General features: G+C 72.4%; 15 protein-coding genes and 2 tRNA genes. 10 read left to right on the forward strand and 7 right to left on the reverse strand.

Annotated features, from left to right (window positions below; all coding sequences use genetic code 11):
• Positions 1 to 145: 145 nt before the first annotated feature.
• Entirely contained in the window at positions 146 to 1,159 is a 1,014-nt protein-coding gene (locus DVA66_RS09365) for an NADP-dependent oxidoreductase (RefSeq protein WP_114559846.1), read from the reverse strand.
• Positions 1,160 to 1,237: 78 nt separating this feature from the next.
• Positions 1,238 to 1,552, reverse strand: a complete 315-nt coding sequence (locus tag DVA66_RS09370; protein WP_232821868.1) for an ArsR/SmtB family transcription factor — start codon at positions 1,550 to 1,552, stop codon at positions 1,238 to 1,240.
• A 73-nt stretch (positions 1,553 to 1,625) separates the two neighbouring features.
• Between DVA66_RS09370 and arsM the strand changes: the two genes are divergently transcribed.
• The 3 genes from arsM (at position 1,626) to DVA66_RS09385 (ending at position 3,762) form a co-directional block, all read left to right on the forward strand.
• Positions 1,626 to 2,372: an arsenite methyltransferase gene (gene arsM / locus DVA66_RS09375; protein WP_114559848.1), complete on the forward strand. Its 747-nt coding sequence runs from the start codon at positions 1,626 to 1,628 to the stop codon at positions 2,370 to 2,372.
• A gap of 95 nt (positions 2,373 to 2,467) precedes the next feature.
• Positions 2,468 to 3,523, forward strand: a complete 1,056-nt coding sequence (gene arsB / locus DVA66_RS09380; protein WP_114559849.1) for an ACR3 family arsenite efflux transporter — start codon at positions 2,468 to 2,470, stop codon at positions 3,521 to 3,523.
• Entirely contained in the window at positions 3,517 to 3,762 is a 246-nt protein-coding gene (locus DVA66_RS09385; RefSeq protein WP_232821870.1) for a low molecular weight phosphatase family protein, read from the forward strand. Before arsB ends, DVA66_RS09385 begins: the two co-directional genes overlap by 7 nt.
• Positions 3,763 to 3,811: 49 nt before the next feature.
• Here DVA66_RS09385 and DVA66_RS09390 read toward each other — a convergent pair whose 3' ends face one another.
• Positions 3,812 to 4,273 carry a VOC family protein gene (locus DVA66_RS09390; protein WP_114559850.1) on the reverse strand — a complete coding sequence of 154 codons (462 nt, stop codon included), beginning with the start codon at positions 4,271 to 4,273 and terminating at the stop codon, positions 3,812 to 3,814.
• Between the two features lie 99 nt (positions 4,274 to 4,372).
• On the reverse strand, positions 4,373 to 4,726 hold the full coding sequence (locus DVA66_RS09395) for a nuclear transport factor 2 family protein (protein WP_114559851.1): 354 nt from the start codon (positions 4,724 to 4,726) through the stop codon (positions 4,373 to 4,375).
• Positions 4,727 to 4,872: 146 nt separating this feature from the next.
• Between DVA66_RS09395 and DVA66_RS09400 the strand changes: the two genes are divergently transcribed.
• Positions 4,873 to 5,730 carry a MerR family transcriptional regulator gene (locus DVA66_RS09400; RefSeq protein ID WP_232821869.1) on the forward strand — a complete coding sequence of 286 codons (858 nt, stop codon included), beginning with the start codon at positions 4,873 to 4,875 and terminating at the stop codon, positions 5,728 to 5,730.
• A gap of 21 nt (positions 5,731 to 5,751) precedes the next feature.
• Here DVA66_RS09400 and DVA66_RS09405 read toward each other — a convergent pair whose 3' ends face one another.
• Both DVA66_RS09405 and DVA66_RS09410 read right to left on the reverse strand, forming a co-directional pair.
• Positions 5,752 to 6,009, reverse strand: coding sequence for a hypothetical protein (locus DVA66_RS09405; protein WP_157973930.1), 258 nt, complete (start codon positions 6,007 to 6,009; stop codon positions 5,752 to 5,754).
• 56 nt (positions 6,010 to 6,065) lie between these two features.
• A tRNA-Gly gene (locus DVA66_RS09410) sits at positions 6,066 to 6,139 on the reverse strand.
• A gap of 103 nt (positions 6,140 to 6,242) precedes the next feature.
• Here DVA66_RS09410 and DVA66_RS09415 point away from each other — a divergent pair.
• Both DVA66_RS09415 and DVA66_RS09420 read left to right on the forward strand, forming a co-directional pair.
• Positions 6,243 to 6,902, forward strand: a complete 660-nt coding sequence (locus DVA66_RS09415; RefSeq protein WP_114559853.1) for a helix-turn-helix domain-containing protein — start codon at positions 6,243 to 6,245, stop codon at positions 6,900 to 6,902.
• A gap of 49 nt (positions 6,903 to 6,951) precedes the next feature.
• Positions 6,952 to 8,103, forward strand: a complete 1,152-nt coding sequence (locus DVA66_RS09420; RefSeq protein WP_114559854.1) for an epoxide hydrolase family protein — start codon at positions 6,952 to 6,954, stop codon at positions 8,101 to 8,103.
• Between the two features lie 186 nt (positions 8,104 to 8,289).
• Here the strand turns inward: DVA66_RS09420 and DVA66_RS09425 are convergent.
• A tRNA-Pro gene (locus DVA66_RS09425) sits at positions 8,290 to 8,362 on the reverse strand.
• Positions 8,363 to 8,516: 154 nt separating this feature from the next.
• Here DVA66_RS09425 and tig point away from each other — a divergent pair.
• The 4 genes from tig (at position 8,517) to clpX (ending at position 12,861) form a co-directional block, all read left to right on the forward strand.
• Positions 8,517 to 9,959 (forward strand): trigger factor, encoded by a 1,443-nt coding sequence (gene tig / locus DVA66_RS09430; RefSeq protein WP_114559855.1) that lies wholly within the window; start codon positions 8,517 to 8,519, stop codon positions 9,957 to 9,959.
• A gap of 269 nt (positions 9,960 to 10,228) precedes the next feature.
• Entirely contained in the window at positions 10,229 to 10,795 is a 567-nt protein-coding gene (locus tag DVA66_RS09435; RefSeq protein ID WP_114559858.1) for a ClpP family protease, read from the forward strand.
• An 11-nt stretch (positions 10,796 to 10,806) separates the two neighbouring features.
• A complete protein-coding gene (locus DVA66_RS09440; protein WP_408608900.1) occupies positions 10,807 to 11,484 on the forward strand; it encodes an ATP-dependent Clp protease proteolytic subunit in 678 nt (225 codons plus the stop codon).
• A 90-nt stretch (positions 11,485 to 11,574) separates the two neighbouring features.
• Positions 11,575 to 12,861 (forward strand): ATP-dependent Clp protease ATP-binding subunit ClpX, encoded by a 1,287-nt coding sequence (clpX, locus tag DVA66_RS09445; protein ID WP_114559856.1) that lies wholly within the window; start codon positions 11,575 to 11,577, stop codon positions 12,859 to 12,861.
• Positions 12,862 to 12,990: the final 129 nt, after the last annotated feature.

The following is a 12,990-nucleotide window of genomic DNA, read 5'->3' on the forward strand; positions in this document are numbered from 1 at the left end:
CCCCCAGCGCCCGAGCCGCCCCCAGCGCGCGAGTCGACGCCAGCGCCCGAGCCGCCCCCAGCGCGCGAGCCGCCCCCAGCGCCCGAGCCGCCTCCAGCGCCCGAGCCGGCCCCAGCGCCCTGAGCCTGTCGAAGGGCGGGAGACCTCAACCCACCCGCACGACCATCTTCCCCGTGTTCGCGCCGCGCAGCAGGTCGAGGAAGGCGTCGACCAGGTGCTCGACCCCGTCCACCACGGTCTCCTCCGCCCGCACCCGGCCCTCGCGCAGCCAGGGCCCCATCTCCTCGAGGAAGTCCGGCTGACGGTCCAGGTGGTCGCTGACGATGAAGCCCCGCAGGGTGAGGCTGTGGGTGACCACGCGTCCCAGGTTGCGCGGTCCGGGAGGCGGCTCGGTGGCGTTGTAGGCGCTGATCGCCCCGCAGCAGGCCACCCGTCCGTAGCGGTTCAGGGCGCCGATCGCCGCTTCCAGCTGCTCGCCGCCGACGTTGTCGAAGTAGACGTCGATGCCCTCGGGTGCCACCTCGGCGAGCCGGTCCGCGGCCGGGCCGTCGTGGTGGTCGAAACCGGCGTCGAACCCGTACCGCTCGGTCAGCGTGCGCACCTTCTCCGGGCTGCCGGCCGAGCCCACCACCCGGCCGGCGCCGCGGAGCCGGGCGATCTGGCCGACCACGCTGCCGACCGCGCCGGCGGCCGCGGAGACGAAGACCGTCTCGCCGGGCTGCATCCCGGCGATGTCCAGGAGGCCGACGTAGGCGGTCAGCCCGGTGCCGCCGAGCACCCCGAGGTAGGTCGAGGTCGGCACGTCGGGCACCTCGGGCACGGCGCGGAACTCCTCGCCACGCCCCTGGGCGACGTCGCGCCAGCCCTGCTGGTGGAGCACCAGGGAGCCCTCGGACAGCTCCGGGTGGCGGGAGGCGACCACCCGGCCGACGGCCGCGCCGGTGAGCGGCTCGCCGAGGGCGTAGGGCGGGGTGTAGGACTCGCGGTCGTCCATCTTCCCGCGCATGTACGGGTCCACCGAGACGAACTCGTTGGCGACCCGCACCTCGCCCTCGCCGAGCTCCGGGAGGTCACGCGTCACCGGTGTGAAGTCGTCCTGCTCGGGCCAGCCCTCGGGGCGCCTGGCCAGCAGCACCTGCCTGCTCTGCTCGTGGCTCACTCGCGCCAGTCTGGCACCGGACGTCCTCGTGCCCGCGGGCCGGGTGGTGCTCCGCGGGGAGGCCCGCTGGGTGCGGGGTCAGCCCGCTGGTGCCGCGGCGGGCGCGTCGGCCAGCAGCTCGCGCACGAGGCGGACGGCGTCCGGCAGCGCCCAGTAGTGCACCCAGGTGCCGCGCCGCTCGCAGTCGACCAGGCCGGCCTCGCGGAGCCGGCGCAGGTGGTGGGACACCGTCGGCTGGGAGACCCCGGCGTCGCCCAGGTCGCAGACGCAGACGGGTTCGGTGCGGGCGGCGATCTGCAGGTAGAGCCGCAGCCGCACCGGGTCTCCGAGCGCCCGGAAGACCCCGGCGGCCGCGTCGGCGTCGGCCCGGTCCGGGCGCGGGAGGTTGTCCACCCGTCCATATTGACAAACATCGAACCAGCACACCAGTCTCGTATCGGCAGATGTCGATCCAGGGAGGCAGGTCATGACGGAGGACGTGCGGGAGCAGGTGCGCCAGCGGTACGCCGCGGCGGCCAGGGGCGTCGACGCGGGCGACGGCTGCTGTGGCGCGGCCGACGCGTTCGCCGGGTCGGTGCTCGCCGGCGTCCCGGTGTTCGGCGGCGGCCTCTACCCGACTGGCGACCCAGGCACGGAGGCCGCGCTGCAGGCCTCCCTCGGGTGCGGGGTGCCCACCGAGGTGGCCGACCTGCACGAGGGCGACGTGGTGCTCGACCTGGGCTCGGGCGCCGGCGCCGACGTCCTCATCGCCGCGCGGCGGGTGGGCCCGACCGGGCGGGTGGTCGGCCTGGACATGACCGCGGAGATGGTCGAGCTGGCCCGCCGCCACGTCGCCGAGGCCGGCGCGACCAACGTCGAGATCCGGCACGGCTACCTGGAGGAGATCCCGCTGCCCGACGCCTCGGTGGACGTGGTGATCTCCAACTGCGTGATCAACCTGACCGCCGACAAGCAGGTGGTGCTCGCCGAGGCGGCCCGGGTGACCCGTCCGGGCGGACGGTTCGCGGTCTCCGACGTGGTCGCCGCCGACGACATGGACGAGACCACCCGCGCCGACGTGGCCCTGCAGACCGGCTGCATCGCCGGCGCCCTGACCGAGGACGGGTTCCGCTCCGCCCTGGCCGCGGCCGGCTGGCGCGAGGTCGAGATCCGCTACACCCACCGCGTGCACGCCCAGGCGCAGGCGGCCATCATCCGCGCGGTGCGGGCGTGACCCAGGCACCGGTCCGCGACGGCGCAGCGATCGGGACGCCGGCACACCGGCTGGGTCTGATGGACCGGCTGCTCCCGGTGTAGATCCTGGCGGCGATGGCGGCCGGGCTGGCGCTCGGCCGGTTCGTGCCCGGGCTGGGCCGGTGGCTGTCGGCGGTCGAGGTCGAGGGCGTCTCGCTGCCGATCGCCGTCGGACTGCTGGTGATGATGTACCCGGTGCTGGCCAAGGTCCGCTACGACCGCCTCGGCACCGTGACCGGCGACCGGCGGCTGCTCGTCGCTCCGCTGCTGCTCAACTGGGTGCTCGGGCCGGCGCTGATGTTCGCCCTGGCCTGGCTGCTGCTGCCCGACCTGCCCGAGTACCGCACGGGGCTGGTCATCGTCGGGCTCGCCCGTTGCATCGCCATGGTGGTGATCTGGAACGACCTCGCCTGCGGCGACCGGGAGGCCGCGGCCGTCCTGGTCGCCCTCAACTCGGTCTTCCAGGTGGTCGCCTTCGCCGGGCTGGGCTGGTTCTACCGGTCGGTGCTGCCCGGCTGGCTCGGTCTGCCCACCGCCGACCTGGCCGTCTCGCCGTGGCAGGTCGCCGGTTCGGTGCTGGTCTTCCTCGGCGTCCCGCTGCTGGCCGGGTTCCTCACCCGCCGGCTGGGTGAACGTGTGCGCGGGGCGGGACCGGTACGAGACCCGGGCGCTGCCGCGGCTCGGACCCTGGGCGCGCTGTACGGGCTGCTCTTCACCATCGTGCTGCTCTTCGCCCTGCAGGGTGAGCAGGTCATCGCCCGCCCGCTCGACGTGGCGCGGATCGCCGTGCCGCTGGTGCTGTACTTCGCGCTGATGTGGGGCGGCAGCTACCTGCTCGGTGCTGCGCTGCGGATGTCCTACGAGCGCACCACCACGCTGGCCTTCACCGCCGCCGGCAACAACGTCGAGCTCGCCATCGCCGTCGCGATCACCACCTTCGGCGTCACCTCCGACCAGGCCCTGGCGGGGGTGGTCGGCCCGCTGATCGAGGTGCCGGTGCTGGTCGGGCTGGTCTACGTCTCCCTCGCCCTGCGCCGCCGATCCCACCGAGAGGTCCCGCCGCCGGTGGGCGGGTCGCGGTGCACTCGGCCGGCACCCGCCCCGGCGACGCGCTCGACACCGAGGTGGTGACGGTGCTCCAGGAGCAGGGGCTGGGCACGGCGGGGGAGCACCCCAAGCCGGTCGACCCCGCGCTCCTCGACCGGGTCGACCGGGTCGTGCTGCTGGGACGCGAGGCCGTTCTCGAGCACCCCGGCACCGCCCCGGTCGAGCGCTGGGACACCGACGAGCCCTCCGAGCGCGGGATCACCGGGCTCGAGCGGATGCGGCTGGTTGCGACGACGTCGACGCACGGGTGCGCCGGCTGCTGACCGAGCTCGACCCGTCCCGCTGACCCCGCTGCCGGCACCAGGTGGCGGCTCAGTCGAGGCAGAACTCGTTGCCCTCGGGGTCGGCCATGACGATGAAGCCGTGGCTCGTCGGCGGCTCGGGCTCGTGCCGCCGCAGCCGCGTGGCGCCGAGCTCGACCAGCCGGGCGCACTCGGCTTCCAGGGCGGCCATCCGCTCCTCGCCACGCAGATCGGGGGCGGTCCGGACGTCGAGGTGCAGCCGGTTCTTGGCCACCTTGCCCTCCGGGACCTGCTGGAAGAAGAAGCGCGGACCGACTCCGTCGGGGTCCTCCAGCGCCGAGGCGGAGTTGCGCCGCTCCTCCGGGACGCCGGCCGCCACCAGGAACTCCTCCCAGGCCTCCAGCGGGTCCGCGTCCTCGGCCAGCTCGACCCCCGGCGGGCCGGGGTGCAGGTAGCCGAGCAGGTCGCGCCAGAAGATCGAGAGCCGACGCGGGTCGGCGGCGTCGATGGTGACCTGGATGGTGCGCGCCATGGGGTGCTCCGTTCGTCGAGGCACTGCTGTGTGCCGGTGGGCACCAGCCTGGCACCCGCACCGGACAGTTCCCGTCCGGTGCGGGTGGGTCCGCCGGCGTCAGGGGGCGATGGTCAGTGCCGCGATGCGGTCGCCGTCCAGGGTGAACCGGTAGCGCAGGTCGACCTCCCCGCCGGGGAAGTCGCCGGTGAGGTGCTGCACCACGGTCCACTGCTGGTCGTCGCCGCGCTCGATGGCGACCAGCTCGGCGGTGTAGCTGTACTCCGCCGAGGTCCGGCCCAGCCAGGCCCGGATCTCGTCGTGACCGGTGTGGGTGCGCTGCTCGTCGACCACCACCGCGTCGGCGGTGAAGGTGGTCAGCGCGCCAGCGGTGTCGCCGCCGTCGTGGGCGTCGAGGTAGCGGCGGACGACCGCCGGCAGCTCCTGGGTGCCGATGGTGCTCGCTGTCGTCATGGTGTCCTCCTGTCGTCTGCGTCGCCGGACGGCCGGGCGGCGGGTGACGTCGTCGGTCGACGTCGGTGCACCCACCGTGCGCCCTCCCGCGGCGCGCGGGTCAACTGCTGGACCCTCTCCCGGGGGGAGGGTCCAGAGTGGCTGCCGTGACGACCCTGCTCAGCATCGGTGACTTCGCCCGGCACACCCACCTCAGCGTCCGGACGCTCCGGCGCTACCACGAGGCCGGTCTGCTGGAGCCGGCCGAGGTCGACCCGAGCTCGGGCTACCGCTACTACGACGTGGAGCAGATCCCGGTCGCGCAGATCATCCACCGGCTGCGCGAGCTGGACGTCCCGCTGCCCGACGTGCACCGTGTGCTGCGCACAGCCGACCCGCAGGTGCGTTCCGCGCTGGTCTCGGCCCACCTCGGACGCCTGCAGGGCCAGCTCGAGCGCACCCGGGCGGCCGTCGCCTCGTTGCAGCGCCTGCTCGAACCGCCGGAGGGCGAGCTGCCGGTGGAGCTGCGGTCGGTGCCCGCGCGCCGGGTGGCCGCGGTCGAGGCCACCGTCGACGCCGACGACGTGCTGGCCTGGTACGCAGGGGCGATGGCCGAGCTGGACGCCGTGGTCGACCAGCCCGTCGGACCGCCCGGCGGGCTCTACGACGACGCGCTGTTCACCGGCGGCCGCGGCCGCGCGCTGGTGCACCTGCCGGTGGACGGGCCGGTCCGTGCGCAGGGCCGGGTGCGGGAGCGCACGCTGCCCGCGGTGGAGCTGGCCGTCCTCACCCACCTCGGCGACCACGACACCATCGAGGTCAGCTACGGCCGGCTCGGGTCGTGGGTGGCCGGGCACCTGCTCGCCGTCACCGGTCAGGTGCGCGAGACCTACCTGGTCGGGCCCCGCGACACCGCGGACCCCGACGCCTGGCGCACCGAGATCGGCTGGCCCGTCTTCCGTCTCGACGCCGACGGCACCGGTCGGGCGGGCTCGGAGCGGGTGACGGGGATCGAACCCGCGTAGGAAGCGCCCGGCCCCGGCAGGTCAGTCCGTGGCGGACGCCGCGGACCGCCTCCGCAGCAGAGGGAGGAGGGCCCTGCCGACGAAGAAGCCGGCGACCCCCGCGAGGAACGCCCATCCGAGGGAGGCCGCTTCCACCTCGGAGACACCGCCGGGCCACGCGGCGGCGAGGGCGGCGACCCAGGCGCCGAGGAGGGCGAGTGCGGCGAGGGTGCCCGGCACCCTGGGCAGGGCCTCGTTGACCATCCCGACGACCACACCGACCACTCCGACGAGAATCATGCCGACCACCATGCCAGCACGGGAGGACGGGTACCAGGGCCCACTGGGCCTCCATCTGGAGCGGGTGACGGGAATCGAACCCGCGTAGCCAGTTTGGAAGACTGGGGCTCTACCATTGAGCTACACCCGCGATGCTGCTGCCGCAGCGGTGCCACTGTAGACGACCGCCGCCGACGACGCTAAGCAGCGGCACCTCCCCACGCCGCCTCCGGTCGGGCTCTACCGTCGGAGCCGTGTACGAGCAGCGGTCGTCGGAGCACCCCTTCGTCCGGCTCGTCTGGCGGGCCGGCGGGCAGACCGACGGCGAGTTCACCGATGCTGCCAACGAGTGCTGGGGGCTGGCCTTCACCCGCCACCGCGACGGCCGGGTGGGGGCCGAGCTGATCGGCCCGACCGCCAGCGCCCGTCGGCTCGACTGGCGGGCGGGGGAGAGCTACTGGGGCGTGGACCTGGAGAGCCACGTCTTCTGGCGCGGGCTGGACAAGCCGGCCCTGCTGGGCGTGCTGCAGCCGCTGCCCGTGGAGAGCGGCTACGTCACGCTGGTCGGGACGCGCTACCTGGTTCCCGACCACGACGGCGTGGAGGCGCTGGTGGAGGCGCTGCGCGAGCAGGGTGTGCTGGTCGGTGACCCGCTGGTCGCCCGTGCTCTGGAGGGCGAGCAGCCGGCCCTGTCCGAGCGCGCGCTGCAGCGTCGGTTCCGCCAGACCACCGGACTCGCCCGCAAACGGATCGAGCAGGTGCGCCGGGCCCGTGAGGCCTACCGGATGCTGCAGCAGGGCATGGCACCGGCCGAGGTGGCGGCCGCAACCGGCTACGCCGACCAGGCGCACCTGAGCCGGTCGCTGAGGGTCTTCGCCGGCCAGACGCCGCGCCAGATCCTGCTGGGCGGATGACGCCGGTTTCGTTCAAGACCACGGTCGCGCCCGTGAGCAGGCTGGGGACATGGACGAGAACACCCGCACCTTCCGCATCCACGTGTCCGACGCCGACCTCGACGACCTGCGCAGCCGACTGGCCCGCACCCGCTGGCCCGACGTGGTGGACCCCGACGACACCTCCGGCGGTGTCCCGCTCACCCTCGTGCGACGCCTGGTCGAGCACTGGCGCGACGGCTACGACTGGCGCGCGCACGAGACCGCGCTCAACGAGCTCGACCACCGCCTGGCCCGCGTGGGCGGGCTCGACCTGCACCACGTCGTGGTCCCGGCCGAGCCGCCGAGCGGCGTCCCGGTGGTGCTGCTGCACGGCTGGCCCGACTCCTTCTACCGCTACTCCCGGCTGGCGCCCCTGCTCGCCGCAGCCGGTCACCCGGTCGTCATCCCCTCGATGCCGGGCTTCCCCTTCAGCGAGCAGCCCACCGCGCCGATGACGGTGGCACTGGTGGCCGACCTGGTGCACGAGCTGCTCGGCTCGCTGGGGCACGAGCGGTACGCCGTCCACGGCGGCGACTGGGGCAGCTCGGTGGCCGAGCAGCTGGCCACGGCCCACCCGGAGGCGGTGCGGGCGCTGCACCTGACCGACGTACCGGTCGCCGACCTGTTCACGCTGGACCCGGCCGAGGTGGGGGAGGTCGAGCGGGAGTTCCTCGAGCGGACCAACGCCTGGGCCGAGGAGGCGTCCTACTACCGGGTGCAGGGCAACGACCCGAACACGCTCGCCTTCGGCCTGGCCGACTCCCCGGTCGGTCTCGCGGCCTGGTTGGTCGACAAGTACCAGGCCTGGACCGACCGCGAGGTGGACCTCGACCAGACCCTCACCCAGATCAGCCTGTACTGGCACACCAACACCATCCGGTCCTCCATGCGGCTCTACGCCGAGAGCTTCGCCGAGTGGTCGGGCACCGAGGACGCCGGGGACGACGCCGCGGGGACGGGAGACGACGGCACCTGGGGCGGCGCCGGACCGCTGGCCGTCCCGACGGCCTTCGCGCTCTTCCCGGCCGACATCGGACGCCCTCCGCGGGAGCTCGCCGAGCGCTTCTTCGACGTCCGCCGGTTCACGCTGCTGCCGCGCGGTGGGCACTTCGGGGCGCTGGAGGAGCCGGAGCTGCTCGCCGAGGACCTCCTCGGCTTCCTGCGGGAGCTCGACGCCTGAGGGTCGCGGTGCGGCCCCGGTCGAGCTGGCGGCCGGGGCCGGCACCTGTACGCATCACCGTGCGTCCGGCTCACCCGTGCGGAGGTGGCGCGGCGGTCGCCCGCAGGAACGGGCTGCTCCCACGGTGCAGCAGGGAAGGGCCGCCGGAGGGCGGACACGCCGCGGCGGCGACGACGGCACAGGGTGTCGGGGCGACAGGACTCGAACCTGCGGTCTCCTGCTCCCAAAGCAGGCGCGCTAGCCACTACGCCACGCCCCGGAGTTCCCGCACGGGAACGGGCGTGAGTCTAGCCTGAGGACCGTGCGAGGCGCTCGCGCGGATTGGCCGGGCCCCGGTGGCGGCAGTAGGCTGGTCCGCGCACTTGCGGGTGCCCGCTATCGGCGTGCCCGCGCACCGTCCACGAGGAGTATCTGTGCCCAGCACTGTTGAGGAGCTGAGCCCGAACCGGGTCAAGCTCACCGTCGAGGTCCCCTTCGCCGACCTGAAGCCGAGCCTGGACAAGGCCTACAAGTCGATCGCCGACCAGGTGACCATCCCGGGCTTCCGCAAGGGCAAGGTGCCGCCGATGGTGATCGACCAGCGCTTCGGCCGCGGGATGGTGCTGCAGGAGGCCATCAACGACGCGCTGCCGGCGCTGTACGGCCAGGCCGTGCAGGAGGCCGAGATCAACCCGCTCGGCCAGCCCGAGGTCGAGGTCACCAAGCTCGAGGACGGCGACAAGATCGAGTTCACCGCCGAGGTGGACGTCCGGCCGAAGTTCGAGCTGCCCGACTTCTCCGCGGTCTCGGTCGAGGTGGACGCCCTGGACGTCCCGGCCGAGGCGGTCGAGCAGCAGCTGCAGCAGCTGCGTGAGCGGTTCGCCAGCCTGAACGAGGTGGAGCGTCCCGCCGCCGAGGGCGACGTCGTCTCGATCGACCTGCGAGCCACCCGCGACGGCGAGCCGATCGAGGGCGCCACCGCCGACGGCCTCACCTACCGCGTCGGTGCCGGCGGCATGCTCGAGGGGCTGGACGAGGCCATCACCGGGCTGTCGGCCGGTGAGTCCGCCGACTTCACCTCCACCCTGGTCGGCGGCGCCGCCCGCGGCACCGAGGCCGACGTGCACGTCACCGTGGTCAAGGTGCAGGAGCAGGAGCTGCCCGAGCTCGACGACGACTTCGCCCAGATGGTCTCGGAGTTCGACACCGCCGAGGAGCTGCGCGCCGACGTCGTCAAGCGGATGGGCGACGGGGCGCGCCTGGAGCAGGCCGCCAAGGCCCGCGACGCCGTCCTGGAGGCCGTGGTCGCCGAGCTCGACATCGAGCTGCCGGAGGGCCTGCGCACCAGCGAGCTCGAGTCGCGCCGCCAGCAGATCGAGCAGCAGCTGTCCCAGGCCGGGATGGACCTCGAGCAGTACCTCAAGGAGTCGGAGGACGCCGAGGAGGCCGAGACTCCCGAGGAGTTCTGGGCCGAGGTCGAGAAGCGGTCCGCGGACGCCCTCAAGGCCCAGCTGGTGCTGGACCAGGTCGCCGACGAGCGCGAGGTCGGCGTCGAGCAGGACGACCTCACCCAGTACATCTTCCGCCGGGCCCAGCAGAGCGGCAGCTCCCCCGAGCAGGAGATGCAGCACATGATGGAGCACAACCACCTGCCGGAGTGGATGACCGAGATCCGCCGCGGCAAGGCGCTCGAGCTCATCGTCAGCGAGGCCACCGTCACCGACACCACCGGCGAGCGGGTGGAGCTGGCCAACCTGGCCGACGACGGCTCGATCCGCGAGCCGGGCGAGGAGCAGGAGCAGGCCGAGGACGCCGGGTCCGAAGACGCCGCCCAGGCCGACGAGGCGACCGCCGAGGAGTCGACCGAGGCCCGCTGAGCCTGACCGCGAGACGGTCCGCGGACCGCCCAGCACGTCACGAGGGGCGACCGGTGCACACCGGTCGCCCCTCGGCGTCCACGGGCCCGACCATCCCGCAGCACCCGGTCGCGGCCGGTGCGCCGTGAGCGAACAGCGCGTCCGTCGCCTCCGATCTGTCCGGGCCGGACGGTAGCGTCGAGCCCGTGAACGAGACCCTGCACGATCCCACCCGCGCGGTCGGCGCCGAACCTCTGCGCGCCGCCGGTTCGAACGGCGCCAACTTCGGCATGACCGACAACGTCTACCAGTCGCTGCTGGCCAACCGGATCATCTTCCTCGGCTCGGAGGTGCGCGACGAGAACGCCAACGCGATCTGCGCGCAGATGCTGCTGCTCAACGCCGAGGACCCGCACAAGGACATCTGGCTCTACATCAACTCCCCGGGCGGCTCGGTCGACTCGGGCATGGCGATCTTCGACACCATGCAGTGGATCTCCAACGACGTCGCCACCGTGGCCATGGGCCTGGCGGCCTCGATGGGGCAGTTCCTGCTCAGCGCCGGCACCCGGGGCAAGCGCTTCGCACTGCCGCACAGCCGGATCATGATGCACCAGCCCTCCGGTGGTCTGGGCGGCACCGCCTCCGACATCCGCATCCAGGCCGAGCAGTCCCTCCACATCAAGCGCGTCATGGCCGAGCTGATCGCCGAGCACACCGGTCAGAGCGTGGAGCAGATCAACGCCGACTCCGACCGCGACCGCTGGTTCACCGCCGAGCAGGCGCTCGAGTACGGCTTCATCGACCAGGTCTACGAGCGCGCCGCCCAGGTGCGCTCCGAGGGCCCGAACCAGTGAGGGGGCGCGACATGTACGACCCGGCCATCAGCAACGCCATCCAGACCACGGCCTTCGGGGGATCGAGGCCGCCGGTCTCGCCGGACATGAACTACTACATCCCCCAGTGGGAGGAGCGGACGTCCTACGGCATCCGCCGCGTCGACCCGTTCACCAAGCTGTTCGAGGACCGGATCATCTTCCTCGGCACGCCGATCATGGACGACGTCGCGAACGCGGTGATGGCCCAGCTGCTCGCTCTGCAGTCGATGGACTCCGACCGCCAGATCCAGCTGTACATCAACTCGCCCGGTGGCTCCTTCACCGCGCTGACCGCCATCTACGACACCATGCAGTACATCAAGCCGCCGGTGCAGACCGTGTGCCTCGGCCAGGCCGCCTCGGCGGCCGCCGTGCTGCTGGCCGCCGGGGCCAAGGGGCAGCGCCTGGCCCTGCCCAACAGCCGGATCCTGATCCACCAGCCGGCTACCGAGGGCAGCTACGGGCAGTCCTCGGACCTGGAGATCCAGGCCAAGGAGATCCTGCGGATCCGTTCCCAGATGGAGGGGATGCTGGCTCGCGACACCGGTCAGTCGGTGGAGACGGTCTCCCGCGACATCGAGCGGGACAAGTTCCTGACGGCCGAGGAGGCCAAGGAGTACGGGATCATCGACGACATCCTGGGAACGATGAAGGATCTCGACAGCTGACACCCTCACCGACCCGGCGGACGAAAGTCCGTGGCACGGACCGTCCGCCGGGTTAGGGTGAGGACCACTTTCGCAGGGGAGGAACCAGACGTGGCACGGATCGGAGAGAGCGGGGACCTGCTCAAGTGCTCCTTCTGTGGGAAGAGCCAGAAGCAGGTCAAGAAGCTGATCGCCGGGCCAGGCGTCTACATCTGCGACGAGTGCATCGACCTCTGCAACGAGATCATCGAGGAGGAGTTCGCCGAGGGCGGTGACACCGGGCTGCTCGAGGAGCTGCCCAAGCCCCAGGCGATCCGCGAGTTCCTCAACGCCTACGTGATCGGCCAGGACAGCGCGAAGAAGGCGCTGGCGGTGGCCGTCTACAACCATTACAAGCGGGTCCAGGCCCAGACCGCCACCCAGCCGCGGCGGGCCGCCGGGCAGGACGAGAGCGTCGAGCTCAGCAAGTCCAACATCCTGCTGATCGGCCCCACCGGCTGTGGCAAGACCTACCTGGCCCAGACCCTGGCCCGGATGCTCAACGTCCCCTTCGCGATGGCCGACGCCACCGCGCTGACCGAGGCCGGCTACGTCGGCGAGGACGTCGAGAACATCCTGCTCAAGCTGATCCAGGCCGCTGACTTCGACGTCAAGAAGGCCGAGACGGGCATCATCTACATCGACGAGATCGACAAGGTGGCGCGCAAGAGCGAGAATCCGTCGATCACCCGCGACGTGTCCGGCGAGGGTGTGCAGCAGGCGCTGCTGAAGATCCTCGAGGGCACCACCGCCTCGGTCCCGCCGCAGGGCGGGCGCAAGCACCCCCACCAGGACTTCATCCAGATCGACACGACCAACGTGCTGTTCATCGTCGGCGGCGCCTTCGCCGGTCTGGAGCAGATCATCAACAGCCGCGTCGGCAAGCGGCCGCTGGGCTTCAACAACGACGACGCCGCCCGCGCCCCCAAGTCGACCGACCCGTTCGCCGAGGTGCGTCCGGAGGACCTGCACAAGTTCGGCCTGATCCCCGAGTTCATCGGCCGGCTGCCGATGATCTCCTCGGTCAGCCCGCTCGACAAGGACGCGCTGATCCAGATCCTCACCGAGCCGAAGAACGCGCTGATCAAGCAGTTCCGCAAGCTCTTCGAGCTCGACGGCGTCGATCTCGAGTTCACCCCCGACGCCGTGGAGGCGATCGCCGACCTGGCGCTGGAGCGGGGGACCGGTGCTCGCGGACTGCGGGCCATCCTCGAGGAGACCCTGCTCAACGTCATGTACGAGGTGCCGAGCAACACCGAGATCGCCCAGGTGGTCATCACCGCGGCGACCGTCACCGACGGCGGCGAGCCGACCCTGGTCACCCGCGCCGAGCTGGCCAAGCGCGAGAAGAGCGCGTAAGGGGCGCGTCTCGCCGGGTCCGGCGTCGGGCTCCCGGCGGGGTGTCCCGCCCGGCCCAGCCTCGTCGGCGCAAGCGCCGACGAGTTGGGCACAACGCCCGCCACACCCCGACACCCCGCCGGGAGCCCG

The organism is Desertihabitans aurantiacus (genome assembly GCF_003344635.1).
Classification (GTDB): domain Bacteria; phylum Actinomycetota; class Actinomycetes; order Propionibacteriales; family Propionibacteriaceae; genus Desertihabitans; species Desertihabitans aurantiacus.

Bases quoted from the DNA above. Each gene is read 5' to 3' on its own strand.
- arsM (WP_114559848.1), top strand. From the start codon at position 1,626: ATGACGGAGGACGTGCGGGAGCAGGTGCGCCAGCGGTACGCCGCGGCG.
- arsB (WP_114559849.1), top strand. From the start codon at position 2,468: ATGGCGGCCGGGCTGGCGCTCGGCCGGTTCGTGCCCGGGCTGGGCCGG.
- DVA66_RS09390 (WP_114559850.1), bottom strand. From the start codon at position 4,273: ATGGCGCGCACCATCCAGGTCACCATCGACGCCGCCGACCCGCGTCGG.
- DVA66_RS09395 (WP_114559851.1), bottom strand. From the start codon at position 4,726: ATGACGACAGCGAGCACCATCGGCACCCAGGAGCTGCCGGCGGTCGTC.
- DVA66_RS09405 (WP_157973930.1), bottom strand. From the start codon at position 6,009: ATGATTCTCGTCGGAGTGGTCGGTGTGGTCGTCGGGATGGTCAACGAG.
- DVA66_RS09420 (WP_114559854.1), top strand. From the start codon at position 6,952: ATGGACGAGAACACCCGCACCTTCCGCATCCACGTGTCCGACGCCGAC.
- DVA66_RS09435 (WP_114559858.1), top strand. From the start codon at position 10,229: ATGACCGACAACGTCTACCAGTCGCTGCTGGCCAACCGGATCATCTTC.
- DVA66_RS09440 (WP_408608900.1), top strand. From the start codon at position 10,807: ATGTACGACCCGGCCATCAGCAACGCCATCCAGACCACGGCCTTCGGG.